Raw genomic sequence first — 26,582 nt, 5'->3', positions numbered from 1 at the left:
GCTTTATGACTCAGAATCCGGCGGCTGACGACGTAGCTGCTGTTTCGCTACCAGCATCAGCGGTTTACCTGCCAGCATCAGCCAGGCTGGCAGCATCACGATGCACAGTAGCGGCAATAATTTCAGCCCCGGCACTACGGCGGCGGCCATAAACAAACTGAGCCAGCCGTCGCGCGTCACCACCAGCACCATGCCCATCACGGCGCAGGAAACCGTCACCGCAGCCGGTACATCTGGCGCGTACTGATGCAGCATCAGGCCGAGCGAAACGCCAACAAATACCGCCGGGAAAATGCGTCCGCCGCGAAAACCGCAGGCTGCCGCCACCACTAAGGCTGCGAGTTTGGTCAGGGTGATCGCCAGCAGCGGCCCCATCTCAAACAACTGGTTGGAGTGCGCCAGTTCTTTCATTTCATCCAGCCCTTTGAACAGCGTGATCTCCCCGCCGATCAACGCCAGCAGGCCGAGCACGAATCCGCCGATCCCCAGTTTCAGCACCGGATTGTGTAGGGTGTTAAACAGCCGGTGAACGTGTGGGAACAGCCAGACGGCGATCATCCCCAGCGCAACGGCAATGAGCACCACTATCGAACCGCTGAAAATATCGATCAAATGAGAGCCGTTATACGGTGGAATACTCAGGGAAAAATCCGGCTCGAAGAACTGATCGGTGGTGATCGCCCCTGCGCCTGCCGCGACCAGCGGAGCGAACAGGCGATCCCATAGCGGAACATCTTTATTGGTGGCGAGTGTCTGCGAGAAAATCAGTGCCGCAGCCACTGGCGTACCAAACAGCGCACCGATAGTCCCGGACGCCGCCAGGATCACCCAGTCGGTGGTCGGGACTTTCGGCATAAACCGCGCACCAAAGGCGGCGGCCAGCGCGATATTGATCACGGTAATCGGATATTCTGGGCCGAGGCTGACACCTCCTGCTAAACCGAGCATCAGCGCCAGCGCCAGACCGGGTAAGGCATTGACTGCGACGGGTGCGCCGATCAGTGATTCTGCTGCCGGATCCGGCCCGGCGTGTCCTGGCATATACTTTATCAGTGCACCGACGCCGATACCGGTCAATGTCAGCATGAACAACGTCCAGCTGGCAGACTGAGTATTTACGTGCAGAACGGCAGGAATGTGCTGCCACAGTAAGGCTTGCAGCGCACCGGCAATCATCATGACCGCCACCAGAATCAGGCTCGATAACACGCCGATAATGAGAGCAGGCAGTGCAAAAGCCAGCATGATTCTGGCGCGGGGATGAAACATGCAAATATTTCCTTATAGTTATACTTATCTGATAGTTCCGATGAATTTTAGCGCGTTCGGATAGCGGACCTTCGACATTATTTTGTGTGACATGCCGCATAAATGTGCGTTGGTTCAAAACAGCGTTGCAGCGTATAGCAAATACGGCTATTTTGCCCACACGATTTATTCAGCACTTTTACCTTGTATAGCCTTGTTAGCAGGCTTTAGCCAGTCGCATTAATCGATGAGTACCGCTTACATCGTGGCGTCTTGCAGCGTACTCTCTGGCCCAGCCGTTTTGACGCGGGTGCGCAGTATAACTACATTATTTTCGTGGAGAATAACATGACCAAATACTCCCTGGTGGGCGATGTCGGGGGCACTAACTGCCGTCTGGCGCTTTGCGCTTTAGACAGCGGCGAAATTTCACAGTCACAAACCTTTTCCGGGCTCGATTACGACAGCCTCGAAGCGGCGGTGCGTGAGTATCTCTCGCAGCAGCATCAGGAGGTTGAGGATGCGTGTATTGCCATTGCCTGTCCGATCACCGGTGACTGGGTGGCGATGACCAACCATACGTGGGCGTTCTCCATTGCCGAAATGAAAAAAAGCCTTGGCCTGCAGCATCTGGAAGTCATCAACGACTTCACCGCCGTGTCGATGGCGATCCCGATGTTGAAAGAACAAGATTTGTTGCAGTTCGGCGGTAAGAAAGCGCAGGACGGCAAACCCGCGGTGATTTACGGGGCGGGTACCGGTCTTGGTGTTGCGCACCTGATCCACGCCAATAAACAGTGGGTTAGCCTGCCTGGCGAAGGCGGCCATGTGGATTTTGCACCGAACAGCGAAGAGGAAGACATCATTCTCGAACAGCTTCGTACCGAAATGGGTCACGTTTCTGCCGAGCGCATTCTCTCCGGTCCGGGATTGGTGAATCTGTACCGCGCAATTGTGAAATCCGATAACCGCGTGCCGGAAAACTTCAAACCAAAAGACGTGACCGAGCTGGCGTTGTCCGATGAAAACGTCGACTGTCGCCGCGCGCTGTCGCTGTTTTGTGTGATCATGGGGCGTTTCGGTGGCAATCTGGCGCTGAACATGGGCACGTTCGGCGGCGTGTACATTGCAGGAGGCATCGTCCCGCGCTTCCTGGAGTTCTTTAAAGCCTCCGGCTTCCGCGCGGCGTTTGAAGACAAAGGTCGTTTCAAAGATTACCTGATGGATATTCCTGTCTTCCTGATCACTCACGATCAGCCAGGGTTATTGGGTGCAGGTGCCTACTTGCGCCAGTCGATGGGTATGACCATCTGATTTTAAGCCTCCCCTGCGAAGGGGAGGAAATCATATTAAAACCGCATTAACTGCCTGAACTCTTTTACTTTGCTGCGGCTCACCGGCACTTCAAAATCCAGATCGCTCAACCGCAAAATGTAGGTGTTGTTAAACCACGGCACTATCTCGCGGATCTTCGACAAATTCACACAATACGACCGGTGGCAGCGGAAAAAATGCTCTTCCGGCAGGCGGTTGCACAACTCCGTGATATTCATCGGCATGGTGAATTCTTCTTTGCGGGTATACACCTGCGTCACCTTTTCTTGCGCGGCAGCGTAATAAATATCGTTGATGTCAGTGACGATAATGCGTTCGTCTTTGATAAGATTGATGCTGTGGCTCACGCGGATGGCATTGCCCTGAGCCGGGTGAACATCTTCTGGCTTATTTACGCTCTGTTTATCCCGTGCAAAATGCGATTCCAGCTTTTGCAGCATGGTCACAATGCGTGACTCGTGATACGGCTTAAGAATGTAGTCAAACGCCTCTATTTCAAAGGCTTCGGCAGCATGTTCTTTATAGGCTGTGATAAACACGATGTAAGGCTTGTGGACAAATTTACTGATGTTTTGCGCCAGTAATACACCGTCGAGGGAAGGGATGCTGATATCGAGAAAAATAGCATCCACTTCATGAGATTGCAGATATTTAAGCACGTCCAGCCCGTCGTCAAACGTGGCTTCAATTTTGATGCTGCTGTGCGTATTGATGAGATAACTCAGCTCTTCCTGAGCCAGCACCTCATCTTCGACGATAATAGCTTTCATGGAATTATCCCCTGTACGAACGCCCGAAAAGCGGGCGTGAGTAAAATGTGAATATTGCTTCCCTTAACGTGGTCAGGCTATATCGCTCTCGAGGGCTGCCGTGACTTTTGCCGGGGATTGAGTGATCAGAAACGAAATATCGGTGCCGGGTTCGAGGCGGCGGATAACCAGCCCCTGACCATACAGTAAAGAGACGCGGTGATGCACATTCAGCAGGCCGATTTTATTGCCCGGCATTTCATTGCGCGCCACGCGGTCAATGGTTTCCTGATTAATTCCGTGGCCAGTGTCTTTCACCGAAACCCAGATACCCTTTGCATGGTGCTTCACTGAAATTACCACCACGCCTTTACCGCTGCACTTTTGGATGCCATGCACAATGGCGTTTTCCACCAGCGGCTGGATCAGCAGGCTGGGAATTTTCACCGAAATATCATCATCAATATCGTAGATTACCGTCAGTTTGCTGCCAAAACGCGCCTGTTCGATGGCGATGTAATCCTGCACCTGATGCAGCTCCTTGCGCAGGTCGATCAGCTCATCGTTCAGCTCAAGGTTGTAGCGCAAATAACGGGAGAGATTGATCACCAGCTGGCGCGCGACATCCGGTTTGGCACGGATCGATGAGGAAATCGCGTTAAGCGCATTAAACAGGAAGTGCGGATTGATCTTGCTCTGCAACGCACGCATTTCGGCTTTATTGGCCATTTCGCGCAGCTGTTCGGTGCGGGACACTTCCATCTGCGTCGACATAATCTGCGACAGCCCGATTGCCATGACTTTCAGCGAATAAGTGATGCGGTGCGGATCGCAATAATAGATTTTCAGTGAGCCGGTGACTTCGCCTTTTTCCCACAGCGGAATGATAATCAGCGAATGGATCTGCGGCGTGCGGTGCATTTCGTCGTTGTTTCTGACCGTGATTTCCCCGCTTTCCAGCGTGGCTTTGGTCATGTCGCTCAGTGTTTCATGGCCGATATTGTATTCTTCCGCGCCCACACCGACGTACGCCAGAATGTTTTTATTGTCGGTGATCGCTACGGCATCGGCATCGATATCATCGCGGATAATCCGGCAGATGTTGGCTAACGCGTTGGCATTGATATCGCGAAAATACGGCAACGTCTTATTGGCGATATCCAGTGCCAGCCTGGCCTGCCGGGCGGCGATCACCTCTTTTTCATCCTCGACGCTTTGCACCAGCAGTACGATAAGTCCGATGGAACTGGCACCAAGGATCAGTGGCGCGGCGATGTTCATCACGATATCCAGCCCGAGTGAAAACGGGCGCGCCATCAGCAGGATCAGCACCATGGTCAGCGTTTCGCACATCATGCCGGCGAGGATCCCTATCTTCCAGTGCAGCGCTTTTTTGACTTTCTTATTGATGTAGCCTGAGAGGAAACCGGCGGTAATGCTGGTGATCAGACAAGGAATGGAGGTCGGACCGTGAATGTCGATAAGAAAACGGTGCGTGCCGGAAATCACCCCAGTAATAATTCCCACCCAGGGGCCGAACAGGATCCCGCCGGACATAATGGCGATGGTTCGCACGTTAATCAGCGAGCCTTCGACGTTGATGCCTGAGAGCGTACCGAAAATAGCAAACAGCGAGAAAATCGTCGTGACCGCCGTCAGCTCAAGCGCCGTGTGGTTTTCGTTTTCTTTGTGCAGCAGTTTGCGAAACAGCGGGGTGCGCGTGAGGAAGAACAGGCAGATCAGCATCAGCGCTGCGCGGTCAAAGACCGCCAGCAGCATATCAAACATGTGTTGCATGGCAGGTTCTCTGCGCGACATTGTATAATCACGCTAAATTAATTCGTGGTTTATTATATGTAAAAGGCCCGTGATTAACCACCGGACAGACCCTCCGCAGTCTGTTATGGCACGATAAAATCAGGGATAGTTAACAGACAGCAAGGGAGTTTTGGACATGATTTCTTTATCCACCTCAAGGCTGGTAATGCAGCCGCTTCAGGTCGACGACTGGGCTTTTTTCCTGCGGTTGTATCAGACCCCTGACGTCATGCGTTTTATCGGTAATCTCGAAACCCCCGCGCAGATCCACAGCCGCTTTGAACAGCGTCTGGGTAACTGGGATCGTTATTGCGATTTCTGGCTGTGTTTACTGATCCGCGAAAAAGAGACCGGCGCTGCCGTCGGCCTGACCGGATTCTTCCCCGACTGGAGACCTTATCAGCAGGCGGAGGTCGGGTTTATTCTGGCACCGGAACACCAGGGCAAAGGTTATGCGGTGGAATCCCTGCGCGAAGTGCTGAACTTTGCCTTCGAACACTGCGATTTCCACCGCTTACAGGCCAACGTGCTGGAAGGTAATCACGCTTCACGCCGTGTACTGGAGAAATGTGGTTTTCAGATGGAAGGGCTGCTGCGCGACAGCTACCGCATCGGGGAAGCGTGGAAGAACGACTGGCTGCTGGGGCTGCTGAAAAGCGATCCGCGTCCTTAGTTAAAAAAATGTTGCTCACTCTCTCGACAGTTTTTTGCGACTGCGATATGTTCGTGGAAGGCCGCAAAGCGGCCAGCGTCGCTCGGACGGTCCGGGCGCTTACGTATCCTCGAGGAATTTATGGCTGACTCACGTTCACCACGTCGTTTTTCACGCATTGATCGTCTTCCCCCTTATGTATTCAACATCACCGCTGAGCTGAAAATGGCTGCGCGTCATCGCGGCGAAGACATTATCGATTTCAGTATGGGTAACCCCGACGGCCCGACGCCACCACACATCGTGGAAAAACTGGTGCAGGTTGCCCAGCGTGAAGACACTCACGGTTATTCGACCTCGCGCGGTATCCCGCGTCTGCGCCGCGCCATCTCTCGCTGGTACGCGGATCGCTATCAGGTGGAGATTGATCCGGAAAGCGAAGCCATCGTCACCATCGGTTCGAAAGAAGGTCTGGCGCATCTGATGCTGGCCACGCTGGATCACGGTGACACCGTGCTGGTGCCGAATCCAAGTTATCCCATCCACATCTACGGTGCGGTGATAGCCGGTGCGCAGGTGCGCTCCGTGCCGCTGGCCGAAGGAGTGGATTTCTTCGCTGAGCTGGAAAAAGCTATCCGCGAAACCATTCCGCGCCCGAAAATGATGATCCTCGGTTTCCCCTCTAACCCGACGGCGCAGTGCGTGGAACTTGATTTCTTCGAACGCGTCGTTGCGCTGGCGAAACAGTACGACGTGCTGGTGATCCACGATCTGGCCTATGCCGATATCGTCTATGACGGCTGGAAAGCACCGTCGATCATGCAGGTGCCGGGCGCAAAAGATATCGCGGTGGAATTCTTCACGCTGTCGAAAAGCTACAACATGGCGGGCTGGCGTATCGGCTTTATGGTGGGTAACCCTGAGCTGGTCAGTGCGCTGGCGCGTATCAAAAGTTATCACGATTACGGCACCTTCACGCCGTTGCAGGTTGCAGCAATTGCCGCACTGGAAGGCGATCAGCAGTGCGTGAAAGACATCGCCGAGCAATACCGTCAGCGTCGTAACGTGCTGGTGCGCGGTCTGCACGAAGCGGGCTGGATGGTGGAAAACCCGAAAGCGTCGATGTACGTCTGGGCGAAAATTCCTCCGGCGTATGCGCATCTGGGATCTCTGGAGTTTGCCAAACGTCTGCTGGCGGATGCCAAAGTTTGTGTTTCCCCGGGCATCGGATTTGGAGATTATGGCGATACCCATGTGCGCTTTGCGCTGATCGAAAACCAGGACAGGATCCGTCAGGCAATTCGCGGTATCAAAGCGATGTTCCGCGCCGACGGTTTGCTGCCTGCGAAGAAAGCGGCGGGTGAATCACCGGTGGAACAGGATCCGGCGCTCAATCCGTAATTCAATAGTTCTTCATAAAACCGGGCTTGTCCCGGTTTTTTTATCTTTTGTTTTCATAAAGTCTGCATGATTACCCCTTATACTCACTGCGATAACCCTGTTGATATTGTGTTGACCCGCCCAGGAAATGACCTATGAAAACCCGTTATTCGCTGTCTCAGATTAGCCTGCACTGGGCGACGTTGCTGATGATTATCCTGACCTACGCCGCGATGCTTACCCGCGATTATTTCCCGGAAGATAATCAGCCCCTGGTAAAGCTGCTGCACTTCAACTTTGGGATTTGCGTCTGGCTGCTGATGTTTGCGCGTATTTTTCTGCGCACCCGCCACGCCACTCCGCCGGTCACGCCACCGCTGCCGCGCTGGCAACATGCTGCTTCGCACGCCGTTCATGGCATTTTGTATTTGCTGTTTTTGTCGTTACCGGTGCTGGGCGTGCTGACGCTGGAGTTTGGCGGGCGGGAGTGGTTTTTGCTGGGCTGGCAGGTGCCGCAGTTCGTGACGCCGGATCCTGACACGCGCAGCGCAGTGAAAGCGACCCATGAGTTTTTGGCGAACTGCGGTTATTACCTGATTGGCTTACATGCGTTGGCGGCGATTTATCATCATTACGTTCGTAAGGACGATACGCTGTTACGTATGACGCCTTGATTTTGGTAAACCGAGATTTTGATGAACTGACCATATTATGTCCCGGCAATCAGAGTGACTGCCGGGACATAACATAAAAGATTACTCGTTTTCGCTGCTGTAATGGACTACCCGACGTTTGCCCTGAATCTGCACATCTGCCCATCTGCGCTGTACCGGTTTCACTTCCCCGTTGCGCAGCGCCTGAATCAGCCCGTCTTTATCTTTGTCATCGTAAAGATACAGTTCGCCAGCCTGCTGCCATTTTCCTGCCTGTTTGGCGTAAATACGGCAGCTGATGGAAACGGTATTGAGCGTGTTACACAGGAAAATTTCTTTCTGTTTGTCATTATTTAGCTCGAGCGTATTGAGGATGCATGCACCCTGCAGTCCGAGGCAATCGCGCAGCGTGCTGGTGTATTTCTCCAGCTCCGGCAGGCTGTTCCACCAGGCATCCTCAGGTGAAACTGAGCCCTTCGCCAGCTGAAACATTTTCTTCGCATTTTCCGGACGATAATTTTTTGCCGCCTGAGCGGCATCTTCCACACCGTAAGACCCCCAGCGCGAAGTCTGAGAAATCGTGTTTTTCAAGATTGTCATCAGGCGCGGATCGGTCATAAACGCCGGGTTTTGCTGTAGCGCTATCAGCGCCTCATTTCCACGCCGGCCGGTATCGAAGCGCAGCATTCGCAAATCGAGATCTTTTGCCTGCGTTTTTCCTTCGTCCAGACGGGCGATCTGATTATTCACGCTGATGCGATAGGGGTCGAGCAACGGGCTGTTCACGGCGATCACCAGCACTACTATCAGCAGCGACAGCGGTTTGTTGAACTGCGTGATGTGCGGCAACCAGTCGGGGCGTTTATCGATAACGGACAGGCTGTAGCAAATTGAAGCCACCAGCGTTACGCCGATGGTCAGCACCGCCCACAGGCGCTGCGGCGTCCAACCGTACTGCGCGATGCGCAGCCCGGTCGCGTACATCGCCAGTGCGGCATACACCGGCAGCAACAGGATAGCGGCATTTACCATCAGGCGGATGATGTGTGGATACGGCTTCACCGCGCTGTCCGTTTCGCGCACTACGTTAACCAGTATCAGAATGCTCATCGCCATCACGGTCAGCAGACTGGCTGCCGACCAGGCGGTCGACAGGGCTTTCAGACCGGTAAACGGCAGGGCGCAAAGGAAGATCAACGCCACGAACGCCACCAGCGGCAGCAGACATTTCAGGATAAGGCGGATGATGTTTTTGGTGACATTCATCAATGATGGCTGCGTGCGACAGCTGATGATACTGATCCCGAGTAATACCCCGTAAACCAGCCACATAAACAGTGGCGTGTCGAAAAACAGCTCGTGGAAATAGTCAATGCCGATCAACCGGAACAGCGCGCTGCACAGAGCCAGCACGCCGACGGTCAGCTGCATCAGCAGCAGGGTGAGCATCAGGCACAGGGTATTTTGCGAATAGCAGGCCGCCAGATTGGCATAGCGGTAGCGCGTCTGGGAAGTGAAAGACTGCACCTGCAACCACGGCAACACAAAATAGATAAGTACGATCAGTGAAAGGTAAAAAGGCAGGAGCAGCGAATCTGCAGGCGTTGCCATGCTGTTGCTTTTTACCCATGCCGACATGCCCGCGAGCAACAGCGTAAGCACTGCGATACAGCCCCAAAAACGACGGTCATTCAGTCGCACCACAGATAAAGAAATCAGTACCGGTAATGTAAATGCCATCGTCTGGCCGTAAATATTATGGCTCAGGGATTCGAGCGCGGGGGACGCGTGGTATGAAAGGAAGAAATACAGCAAGAGCCCCTGGAGTACGCAAATCGCGAGGATCAATGCGCGGGCGGCAGAGGGAACAGGTGGCATAACGCTGCCTGCGCGGGTGAACTGAGGCATCCGTGACTCTCCAAGATGTAAGGGCAAGTAAATGAAAAAGTGCTGTCAGTGTAATGGGTTCCGCGAAGGAGTGCAGAAAACTCTTTAATCTGGCCCGGCTGTCATTTTGTGAGCAGGGTCGCATAACTGGCAAATTCAGCGACAGTCACTAGGCTTGAGGTTGGGGGAGAGAATTCGAGGTGAAAATGACAGAACAACAATTGAAAGATAAACGCATCGACGTTGTGAAGAATTTTTACGCCAAACTGGATCAGGCAGATGCTTCCTTACTAGATCTTTTTGCGGAAGACGTACAGCTGTTTTTTCCTAAGTTTGGCACCGCGCAGGGTAAATCTTCACTGGGAGAATTAGGTAAGCGTTTCGCGCTGGAGATAGACAAAATCCAGCACATTCAGGATGCGTTCCGGTTTGTCTGTGATGGCGATACCCTCGTGCTGGAAGGCCAGATGCGCGGGGTGATGCAAAACGGCGATCGCTGGCCGACGTCGCAAACCGGCAGTCATCATTTTTGTACGGTGTTTGAGTTTGACGCGCTACTGATTAAGCGGGTAAGCATTTATCTCGATCCTGACTTCAATCTTGAGGATAAAAAACGTGTCAATAATTACCGGCAGGTGGTGAAAACTGAGGAAAATAAAGCCTGACGTTAAAAAAGGAAAGATAGCCGCCTCAACCAGCGGCTATCTTTCGCCAACTGCCTCCCATCAGGATTCGGCAGGGACAATAGTGTTTTTATAGCGTTGAAGGATCGGCGAATTGATATCTGAAGGATTCTGCAACTGCCACAGATTACGATCGATACCGTCATTGACCAGATAAATGACCCCGGATTCAATGGCCGACATCAGGCATAGCATTACTGGCTCGTTGGTGGTATAGCCCAGCTCGCCTTCCAGCAGACGCTGATAGTCGATAAAGCGGAACACCCCGGCCTGCACTTCATATGACAATATCGTCTTACTGGTATTAACTGACGACAGAACTTCCCCGGTATTGACGTCGACAGCACGCAGGTTCACGGCTATCTGGTCCAACTGGTATTGCGTGCTGGCGCCGATCCCGAAGTACCGCGCACCAATCCCGCCTGATTTCACATTACTCTCATAACCGATGATTGAGCCTTCAATCAAAATGTTCGCCGCCACCAGCGAGGAGAGCGGCCGCTGGTTGTTGATGGCGACGCTGCCATTTTCCTGCGCGGCGCGGATAATCTTGCGTTCGTTGAGCAGGTTTTGTAGCCCCTGACGTTCCAGCGGGATAAACCATTTCGAATCTTTCAGCGCGGAGACCAGCATCGCCGTGGCGCTCTGCGGCACCGCCGTCGAGAAGTTACTCGCCGGGTACGGTTTAAACTGCCCGGTTTCATCCTGAATGTTGTAGACAGAGACAAAGATCCGGCCCTGTGGTGCAGGGAGGTGTGTCAGGTCGGCGTAGCTGGGCGCACGCGGTAATAATGTCGGTCTGGCGGCTTCTTTAGGTGCAGCTGTGAGGCACCCGCTCAACACAAAAACTGCGATGAGTAATAAATAATTGCGCATGATCTGATTCCCATTTTTCCCTTCTTATTTCGATTTTATATCGAATTATTTTGGGGATTTTGTTCGTCGGTATTAGTTTGTCGTTGAAGACAAACCCTGAACCTGAATGGTGGATACCTTGCCGGTCTGGCGATCGGTAACATTCATCACCAACTGCCCGTCGGTATTCTGGATATCGACTATAAAGTCCTGCGTCACCAGTCGCCCCGGTTTGCCCTGATTGATGTTGCCCATCAGGCTGCCAAGCAGTTGCGACTGGATCGATGACGTAAAGTTATCCAGCGCAGAGGTGCCGGACGACCCAAAGTCATAGCTGTCAGGGTCTTTATAGGAGTTCTGCGCCTGCGCCTCGTTGAGTAAAAACGAGCCGTTATTCGGGTTACCGCCAAAATTCGGATTTACAAACTGGAAGACCATATTGCCGCCCCAGGAAAGTGGGGACGCCGTCAGCAACGCCAGCAGCATCACCGAGCGGGGGACTGAAACTGGAATATTCACGATGCTCTCCTTACAAGAGGCTGTGCATTAAAATTCATCATGGGCAAGATCCCCGGTGCCAAGTAACGCCTTGTCTAACTGGCGACGTGAAAGCGCCTCGGTGACGCCATCTATGGCGGTGTCGACGTCCTTATTAAAATTGCGACGGTTTGGGAACAACAGCGTCTGATAGAGCGTGTCCTGGCCTATTTTGATGCTGATCCAACTGCCCCAGCGCGCGCTGGGTCTTTCGGAAATAGTGATGGTTTCCGGATAGTTTCGGTCCCACTTATCGGTAAAACCGCGATAAAAATCATGGCCGACCGAGGTGACCGTATGGTCGGTAATCAGGCCGGGATCTTTCACATCTGCTGCCTGAACATGCAGGCAGGAGGCGCAGAGCAGCGCCAGCCACAGCCAGAAGGTCTTCCTGCAAAGTGTCATGATGTCAGCGCTTGAGATTGTCGTTGGCCCAGGACGCCGCCTGAGTGCGGTTTTTAACTGAGATTTTTCTAAATAAATTATAGAGATGCGTTTTAACAGTGTTTTCACTGATAAACAGCAACCGGGCGATTTCAGTGTTCGAGGCACCGACGCGTAATTTATTGAGGATCTCTTTTTCGCGATGGGTCAGTCCGGTGTCCTCAGAATTAAGGTGACGAAAGGCACCGGACTGGTTGATCAGATAGCTGGCGAAGCCCTGCGAGAAGTAGCACTCTCCGCGGATCACGCTTTTAATCCCTTCAACCAGATTGTTTTCATCGGTCGAGAGGTAAAACACAGCACTGATCCGGGGCCAGGTTTCAATTTCCCGAAAATGATATTCGTCAGGCGTATTTAATAATAATAACTTCACGCTATCGTGATAATGATGTAATGCTGATTGCCACTGATCAATTGTGCGACGATCGGCTTCCATCATATCGAAGAGAATTAACGTTTGATGAAGATATTGATCCTCCAGGGATTTATGAATGTTGTGAAGTCGCGTATTGACACAAAGTTGCTGTTTCAATTGTTGCAATAAAGCACTTGCCTGCAATGACGGTTTTGTCACTAATAAAAGGATATTATTATTGATCGCCGTTTCATTAAGCATAATCAAACCCTGCCCTGATTTTTTATCGTCACGGCCTGCTGCTATCTGATATAGGGAGGCAGTAAATAGGCCGATAACTTATTTTGCTAAATCTATAGCTGGTTGTTTGCTGTGTATATCTAAAAATGGAAAATAAACACAACCTGGCGCACATAATAATTCAGGTCGTTTCATGTGCGGTACAGACTCAATTTAGCGTTTGGTCTCTCTTACGCAAGGCTCATTTGTGTTTCAAAATGTAACGTAAAATGTATAAAGCTTTCCTAATGTATTGGGAATATTTTCTATGAGCCGATTAAATTAAACTTAAGTAATGAGGTTTACATAATCTTAACGTTTGCCTTTGTTAAACCTGTGTTTTTGACGTTACGATAGCCATAATCATTCTCCGTAAACAGCAATACACTGCATGTTTCTTCTTTAATAACGCAAATATTGGTCCTCCTAATGATCGATTTAACTTAGGTGGTGTAGGGGAGAGCCTCGCTATGCAGGGTTAAAAAGGCAAGAAATGGCGGTATGGCGGGGTTCTGGCCTCAATTATAAGCAACGGAATTGTGGCGCAGATCGCTTTATTTGAAAAGGGAACGTTCCCGAAGCATTAAGATTAGCTGCATTTGTGTGATTAATTAAACGACTCTTTTCCGTTACTTTAGGATTAATGCCATACAGCAGATTAGCAATATTGACCTTTAGCCGGAATCGACTGGTCAATCCGCATGAGACAGGGCAACTCATACTTTTTGATGAACTGTAAAATTAAAATACGCCGTGCGGGTGAGTTCCTTATTTCTCGTAAACTCCATAATCAATTCGTCAACAGCAATAAAACCGGTGAGTAATATACGGGTCTCCGGCTTTAATACAGGGTGACGAAATGAAAAAGACTTTATTGACCCTGGCGTTACTTTCAGCATCCTGGGTCGTTCACGCACAACAATATGATATGGCTTTTCCAGAGATAAACTCCGGTAGCGCCGAGCAATATTATAACGGTGCGGGGAATTCATCAGGGAATGCATCAATGATTTATCAGAACGGTAATAGTAATACAGCCTACAGCAATCAAACGGGGAATGGCAGTTCCAGCATTATCCGGCAGTCGGGCTCAGACAATACCGCACTGATAAAACAAAGAGGTAATGGAAATAACGCGGATATTTCTCAAAGCGGCAGCGATAACTTTGCCTATATATCGCAAACCGGCGGCGGGAATTCATCCATTACGCAACAAAATTTTGGCAATACGGCTTACATTCTGCAAAAAGGCCGGAGTGTGACTGAGATTCGCCAGAATGGTACGAACCAGACCAGCGGTGTTGTACAAAACTCGTCAGGAATGGCGATTAGAGTGACACAGCATTAAAAAACATACGTTCTTATGACATCCGATATTTAACTAATGGGGTAGCATCATGAAACTTTGGAAAATTGTGGCAGTCTCCGCTTTAGTCGTCAGTGGCAGTGCATTCGCAACCGGTAACAATCATGGCGGTGGTGGCGGTCCTTCTACTCCTCCATCAACAGTGCCGACGTTTACGGCCACACAGTGGAATTCTGAAATTCAGATTTACCAGCAGGGTACCGCAAACCTCGCGAATGCGACTCAGACCGGTGCTCAAAAATCGCTGACTGCGATTAATCAGGATGGCTACAGAAACAGTGCCGGTACCAATCAGACCGGTGATGGCAGCCTGATCAGCGTGGTTCAGAAAGGTGACTATAACAATACTAACGTGGCGCAAAGCGCTAACGGCAGTAAAGTTCTGGTCTCCCAGAATGGTTCCGGTAACTATGCGCAGGCTTCTCAGGGCGCCAATGGTTCTCTGACCAGCATCACTCAGGTTGGTACTGCTAACCTGGCGTATGCGTCTCAAAACTAATTCGCTTTCTCCCTATACGGAGTGAGTTAAAAACAGGGCACTAGCCCTGTTTTTTTTCGACTGTTTTAACGATGTGTCTGAGGATAAAAATATGCACTTACTCCTGATCGCTGCCGTCATGTCAAACCAGCTTTGGTTCGATACTCACAGCGATGCACAAAGTTACGTAGTGACACCGATGGTCAGTCTCACTAAAGCCTGTGCCTGTCAGGTGGCGGTGTCGGTCTCGCAGGAAGGCGGCGGCGGAAACAGTACCAGTCGCCAGAGCAGCAACGTCAACCTTTCTGCCAATCAGCCTCAGCCACTGGGGCGTATGCGTTTTTCGGTACCGCCGGGTAGCAAAACGCAAATCATGATTACGGTCACTGACGGCGGCACGTTACGTCTGGAAAAACAGATCACGTTACCGGGTGACGCCTAACGGTGTCAGACCGGCAGATTATCGTAACCTTTACGACGATAATTCAGGGCCGAAATACCCCAGAAAACCACGAAGATGGCCACGGCGGCGTAACCGACGCTGCCCATATTATCGTTCAGCCTTTCAACTATCGACCACGCTCCACCTTGTAGTTCCAGTTTATCGGCTATCAGCCCCAGCGCTTCCAGCCCGCCAATAAACAGTGCAATCACCACGCTGGTAGCGGTAATGGTCATATTGTAATAAAGCTTGCGAACCGGTTTGTCGAACGCCCAGCCGTAGGCACCGACCATCACAAAATTATCGAGTGAATCAATCAGCGCCATGCCGCTGGCGAACAGCGCTGGAAACACCATGATGCTCCATACCGACATCCCGGACGACGCGCCTGCGGCTGAAATCCCCAGCAGACCAATTTCCGTGGCGGTATCAAAACCCAGCCCGAACAAAAACCCTACCAGATACATCTGCCAGCTCTTATTCACCATATTGAAAGCGAAGCTGAACAGTCTGCTCATCACTCCGCCCTGAATTTGCTGTAACTCCTCTTTATCTGTGAAGGTCTGACCCTGTTTCACCTGCTGAAAACGGCGATAGACATCGCGCAGGATCAACGCATTCAGCAGCGCCATCATCAGCAAAAACAGCGCCGAGACCAGCGTGCCGATGGTGCTGCCATAATCATGCAGCCAGCCGATTTTATTGCCAAATACCAGCGATGTGGCGGCAATTGCCACGCAGGCCAGCACCACAATGCTCGAATGGCCAAGGGAGAAAAACGCTCCAACCGCTACCGGACGCTGGCCTTGCTGCATCAGTTTGCGGGTAACGTTATCGATAGCCGCAATGTGATCGGCATCCACAGCGTGCCGCAGGCCATAACCGTAGGCCAGCAGTGCCGCCGCAATCAACGCTGCACTGTGGCGAAAGGCCGCCAGCGCCCAGCCCCAGGCCAGCAGATTGACGGCTATCAGCCCTATAAAAAGCCAAAAGGCGCGGCGATGAGTATGAAAAAACTCGCGGTTAATCATGGGGATCCTTATTTATTATTCAGCCTGATGAGAAACTGATTGAAGACGGGCACAGGCGATAACCGCCTGACCCAGCGCCAGCCCGCCGTCCCCTGCCGGATAGCCGAGAGGCATCAGTACGTGCAGGGGGGCCAGCGCGTCGTATAAACGCTGGCGCAGCAAGCGGTTATGCAGCACGCCACCGCCGAGCGCGACCGTGCGGGTGCCGGTTTTCGTACAGTGATAGCGGGCGAGGGCAGCAAAGCCCTGTGCCAGCGCGTCATGAAAGGCAAAAGCCCGCTCCGCCGGTGTCGCCTGCCAGCCGAGCCACTGTTGCCAGAAGACCGCCAAATCGAGAAAGGTGCCCTTGTCTGTATGAAGCAGCGGCAGGGTGACCGGATGTTTTACGCCATACCCCCGCCGCGCCAGCGCTTCAAGGCGGCAGGCGGCTTCGCCCTCCCAGCTGAGTTTTTCCGGCGCGCAGCCGAGGACGGCCGCAACGGCGTCGAATAAGCGCCCACAGGATGAGGCCAGCGGTGAATTAATCCCGGCTGCGATCGCCTTTGACAGCGGCTGCCACGGATGCGTCAGCAGCGCCTGTGCTTCGGGAAGGTGTTCCCAGCCGGGTACGAACGCCACCCACTGAGCGAGCAGATTACGCCAGGGTTCCCGCGCAGCGCGGTCGCCGCCGGGCAGTGCCACCGCAGGTAATCCGCCCAGATGTTCACAATGCAAATAATTCACGTTCAGGCATTCACCTCCCCACATTTCACCCCGCTGACCATATCCCAGACCGTCAAGCGCCAGACCAATCACGTTTCCGCCGTTCAGCGGCCAGCGATGCTCAGCCAGACAGGCGGCGATATGCGCGTGGTGATGAAGAACGTCTATTATCCGAGTTCCGGGGCGGTCTGCCTGAGCATGACTGACGTAAGCGGGATGCGCATCGCGCGCAATAACCGCCGGCGTACAGGCATAGAGATGCTGAAAATGTTCCTTCGCCTGTTGATGTTGTAGTGCAATGTCTTGATGCGCCAGCGAACCAAAGTGTGCACTAAGCACTGCCTGACCGCCGCGCACCAGACAAAAGGTATTTTTGAGGTCGCCCCCCAGCGCGAGTAATGGCGGCGGCGCGATAAAACCCGGCGGCAGCGACAAAGCATCGGGCACATAACCTCTGGCGCGGCGTAGTATTTCTGTGCCCTGCGGCGTCAGGCGCACCAGCGAATCATCAGCGCGCTGGACGATATCGCGGTTGTGCAGCAGCCACAGATCGGCGATACCGTCGAGCTGGCTCAGCGCGTCCGCATTAGTTAATGCCGGGGCGCTGTCTGCGGCATTCCCCGAGGTCATCACCAGTGGCGTCTGGCAAGCCTGCATCAGCAAATGGTGCAGCGGCGTAAACGGCAGCATCAGGCCGACTTCATCGAGCTCCGGCGCAATGGCCGCGCACAGGGGTGACATCGCACTCTGCGGCGTCAGCACAATTGGCGCGGCGGGCGACTGCAACACCTCCCGCAGCGCAAACTGAGGGCTTTCGTCGCTGCAACGTGCCAGCCAGATGATGTCCGGCAGCATAACGGCCAGCGGTTTAGTCGGACGATGTTTCCGCTCACGCAATCGCATCACGGCGGCTTGTTGTGTGGCGTCACAGGCCAGATGAAAACCGCCGAGCCCTTTGATAGCGATGATTTTTCCGGCGCGCAGCGCACTTACCGCCTGCTCAATGGCCGCCTGACCCTGAGCCAAAATATCGCCATTTTGCTGCGTGATGGAGACCTGCGGACCGCAGTGTGCGCAGGCTACTGGCTGCGCATGAAAGCGCCGGTCAGCCGGATTTTGATATTCCTGCTGACACGCCGGGCAGAGTGGGAAATCCGCCATGCTGGTAGAAGGGCGGTCGTAAGGCATCGCGCGGATCAGCGTAAAACGCGGGCCGCAGTGAGTGCAGTTGGTAAAGGCGTAGCCAAAGCGACGATTGCCGGGCTGATTCATGTCTTTCAGGCATTCCGGGCAGGTCGCGGCGTCGGGCACTACCTGAGTATCCATCTGCGTTTTGCGACTGCCGGTAATAGTGAAATCTTGCGGCGGAGTCTGCCAGTCGAAAGGGGCGAGAGTCATGCTGTCGATGCGCGCCAGTGGCGGACAGTCACGCTGTAACTGTTCGACAAAAATATCGATATTGACGGGCTGAAGCAGTCTGATTTCCACGCCCGCACTGTCGTTACAGACTTCACCACGAAGCCGTAAACGATCAGCCAGTTGCCAGATAAAAGGCCGGAAACCGACGCCCTGAACCTTGCCGCTGATGCGGATGAGTAAAGAATCAGACATAATATTTCTCTGAAAAGGAGGAGGAGCGTCTTCCTCTGTAAAAAAGAAGACGCTAAATCAACTACACCTCAACTACCGGGATGACATCTTCGACAGCGCTGCGCAGGCGCGCTTTCATATCGCTGTAGGTTTGCTGGGCATAGTTTTCTGCCCAGCGTTGATCGGCGATTTGCTCGACGTTGACCGCGCAGTATTTGGTTTCCGGCGTTTTAGATATCGGATCCAGATTTTCCTGCGTCAGTTCATTACAGGCGCCAATCCACCACTGATAGGTCATGTAAACCGCGCCGATGTTGATGCGCTCATTGAAGTTAGCGCGGGAAATGACTTTGCCACGGCGTGAGGCAACCCAGACCAGTTGCTGATCGCGGATGCCCAGCGCCTGCGCATCCTGTGGATGCATTTGCACAAAACCCGGTTCGTCAGCCAGCGTTTGCAGGGCGGCGCAGTTACCGGTCATTGAGCGGCAGGAGTAGTGGCCGACTTCGCGCACGGTACAGAGCACCAGCGGATAATCGCCGTCCGGCACTTCCGCCGGTGCGCGCCACGGTGCGGCAAACAGCTGGCCCTTGCCGGTTGGCGTATCGAAGTGATTGTCCTGATACAGGTACTGTGTTCCGGGACTTTCCAGCGTGGTACACGGCCACTGTACATGCCCTAGCGTGCCCATTTTTTCGTAGGTTGCGCCGTAGAACAGCGGGCACAGCTCGCGCATTTCGTCCCAGATTTCCTGGTTGTCGTTGTAGTGCATCGGATAACCGAGTTCAGTCGCCAGCAGGCTGATGATTTCCCAGTCGCGCTTTACGTTGTACTTCGGCTCGATGGCTTTCTCGAAACGCTGGAAGCCACGATCCGCGCAGGAGAATACGCCACCATGCTCACCCCATGAGGTGGCAGGCAGGATCACATCGGCCTGTTCAGCGGTTTTAGTCATGAAGATATCCTGCACCACCACAAATTCCAGCGCCTCAAAGCCTTTGCGTACCAGACTCAAGTCCGCTTCGGTCTGCAAAGGATCTTCGCCCATGATGTAGTAAGCTTTAACGTGGCCTTCCAGCGCCAGATGCGGGATTTCAGTGATGCGATGACCGATTTCCGGATCCATCTGGTTTACGTCGATCCCCCAGGCATCGGCGAATTTCGCACGCACTTTCGGATCAGTGACCGACTGGTAACCGGGGAATTCGTTGGGCAGTACGCCCATATCACAGGCACCCTGCACGTTGTTCTGCCCACGCACCGGCCCGACGCCGACGTTGGCGCGACCCAGATTACCGGTCAGTAACGCCAGACCGGCCAGACCTTTCACCACGTCAACCGCCTGACCAAACTGTGTCACGCCCATACCCCACATGATGGTGGCAGAAGGTGCGGCGGCGTAGGTGCGCATTGCCTGACGGATTTGCTGAGCGGATACCCCGGTCTGCTCCGCTACCGCTTCCGGCGAATAATTCGCGACGTTTTTGCGGTACTCCTCGAAGCCCTCGGTGTATTTGGCGACATAGTCGTGGTCGTACAGATTTTCTTCGATCAGCACATAGGCAAATGCATTCACCAGCGCCATGTTGCAGCCGTTGGTGATTTGCAGATGCTGATCGGCGATGCGGGCGGTTTCGATGCGGCGCGGATCGCAGACAATGATTTGCGCACCTTTCTCTTTAGCTTTGATCACACGGCGGGCGACGATCGGGTGCGAATCAGCACAGTTATAGCCGATCACCAGCAGACATTTCGAATTCTCAATATCGCCGATGGAATTACTCATCGCGCCGTTGCCGAGTGTGGCCTGCAAACCGGCCACCGACGGGCCATGGCACACGCGTGCGCAGCAGTCGACATTGTTGGTGCCAATCACTGCACGGGCGAATTTTTGCATCACATAGTTGGTTTCATTGCCGGTACCACGGGAGGAACCGGTATGCATAATTGAGCGTGGGCCGTGTTTTTGTTTGATCTCTTTCAGGCGCTGCGCGGTGTAACGGATGGCTTCATCCCAGCTGACAGCCTCGAATTTGCCGCCTTTCTGCCGGCGAATTAACGGCTGCGTCAGGCGCGGGGTCAGCAATTTAGTGTCGTTGAGGAAATCCCAGCCGTAGTAACCTTTCAGGCAAAGCTCGCCCTGATTAGTCACGCCATTGGCGGCTTCTGCGCGGATAATTTTGCCGTTATCCACAATCAGATTCATTTTGCATCCCGCCCCACAGTATGGGCAGACAGTGGTGACTTTTTTCATGTTCTTCCTTCCTCTATCCGAGGTTAAAACAGCAGGGGGGAGGTGCTATCGAGCGCAGCGCGGCGGCGTTTTTCTGCGTTCATTTCCTGTAAATGATTGCGATCAATGGCATAAAGCGCCTTGGTCGGGCAGATCTCCATACAAGCCGGACCGCCAGCGCGGGCATGGCACAGGTCGCATTTGTGCGCTTCGGCTTTGTCAGAGGTGGCAGTCATGGCCGCACCGTTTTGGCGGAAGATCGGTTTGGTGACCACCTCCATCGCGCCGTAAGGGCAGGCGACGACGCAGGTTTTGCAGCCGATGCAGCGTTCCTGCATCACCTGAACGCGGTCGCCGACGCGGCTGATGGCGCCGTTAGGACAGACATTGGCGCAGGGTGCATCTTCACACTGGCGGCACATCACGGCGGTGCTCAGATTGACGCCTTTGATCACATGTAAACGCGGCGCAAACGTGGCGGCGTTGAGCAGGGAGATATCCTGCGATTCACTGTGAGCCATGACGCAGGCAATTTCACAGGTACGGCAGCCGATACATTTTTTAGGGTCGGCGATAATAAACCGGTTCATCTTCAACTCTCCTGATTCCGGATTTTCTTATGAAGCCGGATGACACCGGCCTGACGACATTGCTGCTCTGGCTATACATAAACCGTGCCAGTTCCGGCGATTAATTTTTACGGTTTTTATTCAAAGCGTTAGCGGTGCTGGCTTTGGCAGTGACGAAATCCGGCGCTGACGTCATGTCGGGTTCGTCACTGCCTCGACAGTTGTGTCGAAAGCCGACGTCAGGCTATTTCCGCTTGATAAGGCGCGATGCCCAGCCCGGTTTCCAGTCGGGGTAAGCGCTGATGCAAGCGGTTAACCGCCTGTTCCACCACCGGACTCATCGGGTAATAAAACGCCACGACGTCCGGCTGGATGCCGACAAAGGTGATTTGCGCAATGTCTTCGCGCAGTTGCTGAATAAGGAACGTCAGCGGCAAGTTATGGGTAGTCATCATGAACATTTCGCCAATGTCATTTTCATTGATGATGCGCATCTCACCGGGCGTCAGCCCCATGTCGGTGGCGTCGACGATCACCAGGTGCTCCGGATGCAGCTCGCGCAAAAAACCGATGTCGTTTTCTGGCGCAGCGCCGCCGTCCACCACCGTCCAGTCGCTCAGCGGTTGTTCAGCACAAATTTCTGCCAGCCGCGGGCCAGCGCCGTCGTCACCCATCATGCTGTTACCGACGCACAGCAGCGCGAAGCGGGATAGGCGGGAAGAGGACTCAGGCATCGTATCTCCTGACCATCAGATACATAGCGGGGTCGTTTTCGATTTGCTCAAGCAGAGCAATAAGCGCATCGCTCCAGCCCTGCTGTTGCGTGTTCATCTTTTCGCGGGCATCGCGCAGCGCCAGCGCCAGACAATGGGTGTGGGTACTGTCGATGTTGATTTCGCCAAAACGTTGCACACCGGACAGTTTGCGGCGTGCTTCACTGTTTTGTGGCAGGCAATCTATCCACTGCCGGTAGCCATTGAGCGGGCATTCGAGGCGGGACTTCAGGCAGTCGATCACCCCAAGGTGATGGCCGATCGCCAGACTGTAATAAATAACCTCCTGCACTTTTTGCGAGCTGCGTTTTTGTGCGCTTTTTTCATCGACAAACTTGCTGCTCAGTGAATAGAAAATCACTTTGTCTTTCTCTGTTTGCACACCCGCCGGGGTCTGGTGCCGGGCGTAACGCTGGTCGTTAGCGGAGTTCATCACAGGCGGACCTCCCCGCGCAGCACCTGCTGATAAATCTGTTGCAGGTTGCCGACGATTTCGTTGAGGCGCATATCGCCTCGTTCCTCAAGATATGCCGACACGCGCTCCTCTACGGGTTGCAGGCCGGGGGCGGCAACCAGTTGCATGAACTGGTCGGCAATCTGGCGGCCATAGCGGTAACCGGCCATGCGCCGCGCTTCGCGGTCGAGCAATACGCGCAACGGCTGTGGCAAATCCGGGTGCAATAATGCCGCAGGCAGGGTCGCTTGTTCATCGTGCTGCTGGCCTTTGATTTTCTGATCGAGCAGACCGAGCGCCATCGCAAACCCATAAATTGTGGCGGCGGGCGTCGGCGGGCAACCAGGAATATAGACGTCCACGGGCACGATTTTGTCGGTGCCGCCCCACACGCAATACAGATCGTGGAAAATACCGCCGCTATTGCCACAGGCACCGTAAGAAATACAAATTTTCGGATCCGGCGCCGACTCCCACGCACGCAGCGCAGGTATGCGCATCGCCCGTGTCACCGCGCCGGTGAACAGCAGAATGTCGGCGTGACGCGGAGATGGCACCACTTTTATCCCAAAGCGTTCTGCATCGAACAGCGGCGATATCGCAGCGAAGATCTCGATTTCACAACCGTTGCAGCCGCCGCAGTCCACGCGATACACGTAGGCGGAGCGGCGGATGCTGGTGAGCAGGGTGGATTTCAGTTTGGCGATGCTTTCGTCAAGCGTGACGGGCACCGGCAGGCCATTTTCGTCACGCGGGCCAATCAGTGTCTGGCTCATGGCTGCGCCTCCGTGGTCATATGACGGCCGATATCAATCCGGTCGGTGGATGAAAGACAGTGCAGCTTTTTGCAGGCAGGACAGGTTTCATACTGCGCCCGGCGGTCAGCGATTTGTCTGTCGCTCAGCGCCCCATTTTCCTGTAGCAGGCTGAGCGCGAAGTCGATTTCCTTTTGCACGGCGTAAGGTTTGCCGCATTCACGGCATTGGCAAACCGGGAAATCAGCAGTTTCGTATAAGTCTTCTTTGCGCCACACCGCCAGCTCGAACTCCTGTGAAAGTTTGATGGCTGCCGTCGGGCAGACTTCCTCACAGCGGGCGCAGAAAATGCAACGCCCTAAAAACAGCGACCAGCGGATACTTTCACCGTCTTGCGCCGTGGTCATTGTCAGCGCATTGGATGGACAGGCGTTGGCGCATGCACCGCAGGCGATACACTGTTGCGCGGTGTACTGCGGTTTGCCGCGAAAATTCGGGGCCAGATCCAGCGGTGTGAACGGATAACCCACCGTCGCCTTACCGGTTTTCAGGACTTTTTTAATCAGTTTCAGCATGATTGGGCGGCTCCTTAAAGCGGCGAGTTTTTACGTTCAATGCCGTAACGTTCGATCTCTTTGTAAGGCACGACGATGGTCGTTTTCTTACGCACATCCACCACCGTCATGCGGTCGGTGCACGAATAACATGGATCGAGACTGCCGATAATGAGTGGCGCATCAGACACCGTGTTGCCACGCAGCATGTAGCGCAGCGTCGGCCAGTTGGCGTAGGTTGCCGCCCGGCAGCGCCAGCGGAAGAGTTTCTGGTTATCGCCGGTCATGCTCCAGTGAATGTCGTCGCCGCGTGGCGCTTCGGCAAAGCCCAGTGCAAAGCGGTGCGGAATGTAGTTAAAGCCTTCCACCGCCAGCGGTCCACCCGGCAGGCTTTGCAGGCCGAACTCGATCATATTCAGGGAATTGAACACTTCGTGTATGCGCACTTTCAGGCGGGAATACACGTCGTTGCCGGTTTCGCTGCAAATTTCAAACGGCAGTTTGGCGTAACCTGCGTAAGGATGATCCTGGCGCATATCGCGGCGATGGCCGCTGCCGCGCACCATCGGACCGACGTTGCTGAAATCACGCGCAACCTGGGGATCAAGAAGACCGACGCCGACGCTGCGTTGTTCGGTATTCGGCGTGCTGAGCAGAATGTCGACCAGCTCAAGCAGGTCACGGCGCATGCTGCCCGCCAGCGCGATAGTGGCTATCATGTCATCTTTGAGAATGTCACGACGCATACCGCCGATCAGATTCATACCGTAGGTTTTGCGCGCGCCGGTAAGGATTTCGGCCATTTTCATGGATTGCTCACGTACGCGGAAAAACTGCATGAAGCCGGAGTCAAACCCGACGAAATGGCAGGCCAGCCCGAGGTTCAGCAGGTGGCTGTGCAGGCGTTCCACCTCCAGCAAAATTGAGCGGATCATCTGTGCACGTTCCGGCACCACAATCCCCATCGCGTTTTCAACCGACGAGGTGTAGGCGACGCTGTGCGTAAAGCCGCAAATGCCGCAGACGCGATCGGAAAGGAACGTCACTTCGTTGTAGCCCATACGGGTTTCTGCCAGCTTTTCCATGCCGCGATGCACGTAAAACAGGCGGTAATCGGCGTCGATAATATCTTCGCCATCGACAAACAGACGGAAATGTCCGGGCTCGTCAGAAGTGACGTGCAGCGGGCCAATCGGCACGATTTTGCTGCCTTCTTTAGCTTCGGAAATAAACGGATAGGTTTCTTCGTCGGTGGTCGGCGCAGGACGCTGGCGATAATCCATGGCATCTTTACGCAGCGGATATAAATCGTCAGGCCAGTCATCGGGCAGTACCAGACGGCGTTCGTCGGGTAATCCGACCGGACGCAGGCCATACATATCGCGCACTTCGCGCTCGCCCCAAACGGCGGCGGGGACGCGCGGTGTCACGGAAGGGAACTCCAGCGAAATCGGGTCCACTTCGGCGCGAACCGTTATCCAGCACTTCACGCCTTGCTCCATCGAAAGCACGTAATACAGCGCGTAGTTGCCACACAGTGTGCGTTCGTCATTACCGAACAACACCGACAGCCAGCCGCCCTGTTGGTAATAGAGCCACTCGACCACTTCTGGCAGAGCATGCAGTTTAATGGTCACCGTCGCCTGGGTGTCGGTTTGCCATTCGCTGCCTAAAATCGCCGACGGAAATTGTTTCGCCAGCGCCGCCAGATAATGCTTACCGACCGGATTTTGGTTTAATGCGGTATTGAAATCACTCATTACAAAGCCTCTTCCCGCCGCAGCGGAACAAGAAAAATGTCAGGTCAGCCTGCGACCAGCCAGGAAACCAGCGCCAGAAACGCCAGCCCGAAGCCCGCCCAGGTCGTGCGGGAAGTTTTAAGAAAGCGCAGACGGGCAACGCTGTTTTCGATCAGCGCGATGACAAAAACGGCAACCAGCAGTTTCAGCAGGCATAGCGCAACGGCGATGAGCAGCGTCAGCGGCGTCAGGTTTTCCGCCATCCCAAACGGGAAAAACAGGCCGAGGAACAGTTGCAATACCACCAGCTGCTTCAGGCTGATCCCCATTTTCAGCACGCCCAGCGCCGCGCCGGAATATTCGGTCAGTGGCCCTTCCTGTAACTCCTGCTCGGCTTCCGCCATATCAAACGGCAGTTTGCCCATTTCGATATAAGTGGCGAAAGCGCAGGCCAGACCCGCCAGAATCAGTGTTAGAGAAGAGGAGACCGGCCAGTGCCGCACGCAGTCAGCAATCGCGCCGAGGGAGGTTGAACCGGCAACCAGCGCCGCGACCCACAGGCCGAGCAGCAAAATCGGCTCGACCAGCACGCCGAGCACCGCTTCGCGGCTGGCGCCGATACCGGTGAACGGACTGCCGGTATCCAGACCGGCGATGGCAAACACAAAGCGCACGATGGCGAAGAGGTAAATGACAGTGATCAGGTCACCTGCCGCACCCATCGGCGATGCCAGCGTCACCATCGGCAGGGCAGTGGTGATGACCAGCAGACCGCCGGTCAACAAATACGGCATACTGCGAAATGCCGCGCCGGACGCCGCCGGAGCGACACTTTGCCTTTTTAGTAATTTGGCGATGTCGCGGTATTCCTGTAACACCCCCGGTCCCTGACGGTTGTGCATTTTGGCGCGCATCACGCGGCTGAATCCGGCAAACAGCGGTGCGGCAGCCAGCAGCGCAATGGCCTGAATCAGCGCCAGCGGCCACAGCGCATTACTCATCAAAACGGGAAAATTCATAG

At 54.0% G+C, this 26,582-nt stretch carries 26 protein-coding genes; 8 read left to right on the top strand and 18 right to left on the bottom strand.

Going from position 1 to position 26,582, the window contains the following annotated elements:
* Nucleotides 1-3 precede the first annotated feature (3 nt).
* Complete coding sequence (locus GE278_15380) at nt 4-1,269, bottom strand: ion channel protein (protein QLK62075.1); 1,266 nt, start codon at nt 1,267-1,269, stop codon at nt 4-6.
* A 327-nt stretch (nt 1,270-1,596) separates the two neighbouring features.
* Between GE278_15380 and GE278_15375 the strand changes: the two genes are divergently transcribed.
* Complete coding sequence (locus tag GE278_15375) at nt 1,597-2,562, top strand: glucokinase (GenBank protein ID QLK62074.1); 966 nt, start codon at nt 1,597-1,599, stop codon at nt 2,560-2,562.
* A gap of 35 nt (nt 2,563-2,597) precedes the next feature.
* Here GE278_15375 and GE278_15370 read toward each other — a convergent pair whose 3' ends face one another.
* Together GE278_15370 and GE278_15365 are read right to left on the bottom strand one after the other, a co-directional pair.
* A complete protein-coding gene (locus GE278_15370) occupies nt 2,598-3,353 on the bottom strand; it encodes a response regulator (GenBank protein QLK62073.1) in 756 nt (251 codons plus the stop codon).
* A 72-nt stretch (nt 3,354-3,425) separates the two neighbouring features.
* The gene (locus tag GE278_15365; GenBank protein ID QLK62072.1) at nt 3,426-5,129 is read right to left on the bottom strand and encodes a sensor histidine kinase; all 1,704 of its coding nucleotides are present in this window, start codon (nt 5,127-5,129) and stop codon (nt 3,426-3,428) included.
* A gap of 157 nt (nt 5,130-5,286) precedes the next feature.
* Between GE278_15365 and GE278_15360 the strand changes: the two genes are divergently transcribed.
* The 3 genes from GE278_15360 to GE278_15350 all read left to right on the top strand — a co-directional run bounded on the left by GE278_15360 (nt 5,287) and on the right by GE278_15350 (nt 7,856).
* Nucleotides 5,287-5,823, top strand: a complete 537-nt coding sequence (locus GE278_15360; GenBank protein QLK62071.1) for a GNAT family N-acetyltransferase — start codon at nt 5,287-5,289, stop codon at nt 5,821-5,823.
* Between the two features lie 120 nt (nt 5,824-5,943).
* Nucleotides 5,944-7,203, top strand: coding sequence for an alanine transaminase (locus GE278_15355; protein QLK62070.1), 1,260 nt, complete (start codon nt 5,944-5,946; stop codon nt 7,201-7,203).
* Nucleotides 7,204-7,337: 134 nt separating this feature from the next.
* Nucleotides 7,338-7,856 (top strand): cytochrome b, encoded by a 519-nt coding sequence (locus tag GE278_15350; protein QLK62069.1) that lies wholly within the window; start codon nt 7,338-7,340, stop codon nt 7,854-7,856.
* A gap of 81 nt (nt 7,857-7,937) precedes the next feature.
* Here GE278_15350 and GE278_15345 read toward each other — a convergent pair whose 3' ends face one another.
* Nucleotides 7,938-9,743: a DUF4153 domain-containing protein gene (locus GE278_15345; GenBank protein ID QLK62068.1), complete on the bottom strand. Its 1,806-nt coding sequence runs from the start codon at nt 9,741-9,743 to the stop codon at nt 7,938-7,940.
* 185 nt (nt 9,744-9,928) lie between these two features.
* On the opposite strand from GE278_15345, the gene GE278_15340 reads away from it, so the two are divergent.
* Entirely contained in the window at nt 9,929-10,387 is a 459-nt protein-coding gene (locus GE278_15340; protein ID QLK62067.1) for a ketosteroid isomerase, read from the top strand.
* A 60-nt stretch (nt 10,388-10,447) separates the two neighbouring features.
* On the opposite strand, the gene csgG is transcribed toward GE278_15340, so the two are convergent.
* From csgG to csgD, 4 genes are all read right to left on the bottom strand, one after another.
* Nucleotides 10,448-11,281, bottom strand: a complete 834-nt coding sequence (gene csgG / locus GE278_15335) for a curli production assembly/transport protein CsgG (protein ID QLK62066.1) — start codon at nt 11,279-11,281, stop codon at nt 10,448-10,450.
* Nucleotides 11,282-11,353: 72 nt separating this feature from the next.
* Nucleotides 11,354-11,746: a curli production assembly/transport protein CsgF gene (csgF, locus tag GE278_15330; GenBank protein QLK63312.1), complete on the bottom strand. Its 393-nt coding sequence runs from the start codon at nt 11,744-11,746 to the stop codon at nt 11,354-11,356.
* Between the two features lie 60 nt (nt 11,747-11,806).
* Nucleotides 11,807-12,202 (bottom strand): curli production assembly/transport protein CsgE, encoded by a 396-nt coding sequence (csgE, locus tag GE278_15325; protein QLK62065.1) that lies wholly within the window; start codon nt 12,200-12,202, stop codon nt 11,807-11,809.
* A 4-nt stretch (nt 12,203-12,206) separates the two neighbouring features.
* A complete protein-coding gene (gene csgD / locus GE278_15320) occupies nt 12,207-12,857 on the bottom strand; it encodes a transcriptional regulator CsgD (protein ID QLK62064.1) in 651 nt (216 codons plus the stop codon).
* Nucleotides 12,858-13,734: 877 nt separating this feature from the next.
* Here csgD and GE278_15315 point away from each other — a divergent pair.
* The 3 genes from GE278_15315 to GE278_15305 all read left to right on the top strand — a co-directional run bounded on the left by GE278_15315 (nt 13,735) and on the right by GE278_15305 (nt 15,161).
* Nucleotides 13,735-14,223: a curlin gene (locus tag GE278_15315; protein ID QLK62063.1), complete on the top strand. Its 489-nt coding sequence runs from the start codon at nt 13,735-13,737 to the stop codon at nt 14,221-14,223.
* A gap of 49 nt (nt 14,224-14,272) precedes the next feature.
* Complete coding sequence (locus GE278_15310; protein QLK62062.1) at nt 14,273-14,740, top strand: curlin; 468 nt, start codon at nt 14,273-14,275, stop codon at nt 14,738-14,740.
* 91 nt (nt 14,741-14,831) lie between these two features.
* Entirely contained in the window at nt 14,832-15,161 is a 330-nt protein-coding gene (locus GE278_15305; protein ID QLK62061.1) for an aggregative fimbriae synthesis protein, read from the top strand.
* A gap of 5 nt (nt 15,162-15,166) precedes the next feature.
* Here GE278_15305 and GE278_15300 read toward each other — a convergent pair whose 3' ends face one another.
* The 10 genes from GE278_15300 to GE278_15255 all read right to left on the bottom strand — a co-directional run bounded on the left by GE278_15300 (nt 15,167) and on the right by GE278_15255 (nt 26,580).
* Nucleotides 15,167-16,192 carry a HoxN/HupN/NixA family nickel/cobalt transporter gene (locus GE278_15300; GenBank protein QLK62060.1) on the bottom strand — a complete coding sequence of 342 codons (1,026 nt, stop codon included), beginning with the start codon at nt 16,190-16,192 and terminating at the stop codon, nt 15,167-15,169.
* 15 nt (nt 16,193-16,207) lie between these two features.
* Nucleotides 16,208-18,505: a carbamoyltransferase HypF gene (gene hypF / locus GE278_15295; GenBank protein QLK62059.1), complete on the bottom strand. Its 2,298-nt coding sequence runs from the start codon at nt 18,503-18,505 to the stop codon at nt 16,208-16,210.
* 61 nt (nt 18,506-18,566) lie between these two features.
* Nucleotides 18,567-20,738, bottom strand: a complete 2,172-nt coding sequence (locus GE278_15290) for a formate dehydrogenase subunit alpha (GenBank protein QLK62058.1) — start codon at nt 20,736-20,738, stop codon at nt 18,567-18,569.
* A 23-nt stretch (nt 20,739-20,761) separates the two neighbouring features.
* Entirely contained in the window at nt 20,762-21,307 is a 546-nt protein-coding gene (hydN, locus tag GE278_15285; GenBank protein ID QLK62057.1) for an electron transport protein HydN, read from the bottom strand.
* Between the two features lie 218 nt (nt 21,308-21,525).
* Nucleotides 21,526-22,020: a hydrogenase maturation peptidase HycI gene (hycI, locus tag GE278_15280; protein ID QLK62056.1), complete on the bottom strand. Its 495-nt coding sequence runs from the start codon at nt 22,018-22,020 to the stop codon at nt 21,526-21,528.
* Nucleotides 22,013-22,492 carry a formate hydrogenlyase maturation protein HycH gene (gene hycH, locus GE278_15275; protein ID QLK63311.1) on the bottom strand — a complete coding sequence of 160 codons (480 nt, stop codon included), beginning with the start codon at nt 22,490-22,492 and terminating at the stop codon, nt 22,013-22,015. The genes hycI and hycH overlap by 8 nt, the downstream gene beginning before the upstream one ends.
* Nucleotides 22,492-23,289 (bottom strand): NADH-quinone oxidoreductase subunit NuoB, encoded by a 798-nt coding sequence (nuoB, locus tag GE278_15270; GenBank protein QLK62055.1) that lies wholly within the window; start codon nt 23,287-23,289, stop codon nt 22,492-22,494. The genes hycH and nuoB overlap by 1 nt, the downstream gene beginning before the upstream one ends.
* The gene (locus GE278_15265) at nt 23,286-23,843 is read right to left on the bottom strand and encodes a 4Fe-4S dicluster domain-containing protein (GenBank protein QLK62054.1); all 558 of its coding nucleotides are present in this window, start codon (nt 23,841-23,843) and stop codon (nt 23,286-23,288) included. Before GE278_15265 ends, nuoB begins: the two co-directional genes overlap by 4 nt.
* Nucleotides 23,844-23,857: 14 nt before the next feature.
* Nucleotides 23,858-25,582: a hydrogenase large subunit gene (gene hycE / locus GE278_15260; GenBank protein ID QLK62053.1), complete on the bottom strand. Its 1,725-nt coding sequence runs from the start codon at nt 25,580-25,582 to the stop codon at nt 23,858-23,860.
* Nucleotides 25,583-25,626: 44 nt separating this feature from the next.
* Entirely contained in the window at nt 25,627-26,580 is a 954-nt protein-coding gene (locus GE278_15255; GenBank protein QLK62052.1) for a hydrogenase 3 membrane subunit, read from the bottom strand.
* Nucleotides 26,581-26,582: the final 2 nt, after the last annotated feature.

The sequence above is a fragment of the Enterobacteriaceae bacterium Kacie_13 genome, assembly GCA_013457415.1.
Classification (GTDB): Bacteria; Pseudomonadota; Gammaproteobacteria; order Enterobacterales; family Enterobacteriaceae; genus Rahnella.
This window is presented reverse-complemented; position numbering and strand designations above follow the sequence as displayed.

Coding starts and splice junctions, on each gene's coding strand:
- GE278_15380 (QLK62075.1), bottom strand. CDS start 1,269: ATGTTTCATCCCCGCGCCAGAATCATGCTGGCTTTTGCACTGCCTGCT.
- GE278_15375 (QLK62074.1), top strand. CDS start 1,597: ATGACCAAATACTCCCTGGTGGGCGATGTCGGGGGCACTAACTGCCGT.
- GE278_15370 (QLK62073.1), bottom strand. CDS start 3,353: ATGAAAGCTATTATCGTCGAAGATGAGGTGCTGGCTCAGGAAGAGCTG.
- GE278_15365 (QLK62072.1), bottom strand. CDS start 5,129: ATGCAACACATGTTTGATATGCTGCTGGCGGTCTTTGACCGCGCAGCG.
- GE278_15360 (QLK62071.1), top strand. CDS start 5,287: ATGATTTCTTTATCCACCTCAAGGCTGGTAATGCAGCCGCTTCAGGTC.
- GE278_15355 (QLK62070.1), top strand. CDS start 5,944: ATGGCTGACTCACGTTCACCACGTCGTTTTTCACGCATTGATCGTCTT.
- GE278_15350 (QLK62069.1), top strand. CDS start 7,338: ATGAAAACCCGTTATTCGCTGTCTCAGATTAGCCTGCACTGGGCGACG.
- GE278_15345 (QLK62068.1), bottom strand. CDS start 9,743: ATGCCTCAGTTCACCCGCGCAGGCAGCGTTATGCCACCTGTTCCCTCT.
- GE278_15340 (QLK62067.1), top strand. CDS start 9,929: ATGACAGAACAACAATTGAAAGATAAACGCATCGACGTTGTGAAGAAT.
- csgG (QLK62066.1), bottom strand. CDS start 11,281: ATGCGCAATTATTTATTACTCATCGCAGTTTTTGTGTTGAGCGGGTGC.
- csgF (QLK63312.1), bottom strand. CDS start 11,746: ATGCTGCTGGCGTTGCTGACGGCGTCCCCACTTTCCTGGGGCGGCAAT.
- csgE (QLK62065.1), bottom strand. CDS start 12,202: ATGACACTTTGCAGGAAGACCTTCTGGCTGTGGCTGGCGCTGCTCTGC.
- csgD (QLK62064.1), bottom strand. CDS start 12,857: ATGCTTAATGAAACGGCGATCAATAATAATATCCTTTTATTAGTGACA.
- GE278_15315 (QLK62063.1), top strand. CDS start 13,735: ATGAAAAAGACTTTATTGACCCTGGCGTTACTTTCAGCATCCTGGGTC.
- GE278_15310 (QLK62062.1), top strand. CDS start 14,273: ATGAAACTTTGGAAAATTGTGGCAGTCTCCGCTTTAGTCGTCAGTGGC.
- GE278_15305 (QLK62061.1), top strand. CDS start 14,832: ATGCACTTACTCCTGATCGCTGCCGTCATGTCAAACCAGCTTTGGTTC.
- GE278_15300 (QLK62060.1), bottom strand. CDS start 16,192: ATGATTAACCGCGAGTTTTTTCATACTCATCGCCGCGCCTTTTGGCTT.
- hypF (QLK62059.1), bottom strand. CDS start 18,505: ATGTCTGATTCTTTACTCATCCGCATCAGCGGCAAGGTTCAGGGCGTC.
- GE278_15290 (QLK62058.1), bottom strand. CDS start 20,738: ATGAAAAAAGTCACCACTGTCTGCCCATACTGTGGGGCGGGATGCAAA.
- hydN (QLK62057.1), bottom strand. CDS start 21,307: ATGAACCGGTTTATTATCGCCGACCCTAAAAAATGTATCGGCTGCCGT.
- hycI (QLK62056.1), bottom strand. CDS start 22,020: ATGCCTGAGTCCTCTTCCCGCCTATCCCGCTTCGCGCTGCTGTGCGTC.
- hycH (QLK63311.1), bottom strand. CDS start 22,492: ATGAACTCCGCTAACGACCAGCGTTACGCCCGGCACCAGACCCCGGCG.
- nuoB (QLK62055.1), bottom strand. CDS start 23,289: ATGAGCCAGACACTGATTGGCCCGCGTGACGAAAATGGCCTGCCGGTG.
- GE278_15265 (QLK62054.1), bottom strand. CDS start 23,843: ATGCTGAAACTGATTAAAAAAGTCCTGAAAACCGGTAAGGCGACGGTG.
- hycE (QLK62053.1), bottom strand. CDS start 25,582: ATGAGTGATTTCAATACCGCATTAAACCAAAATCCGGTCGGTAAGCAT.
- GE278_15255 (QLK62052.1), bottom strand. CDS start 26,580: ATGAATTTTCCCGTTTTGATGAGTAATGCGCTGTGGCCGCTGGCGCTG.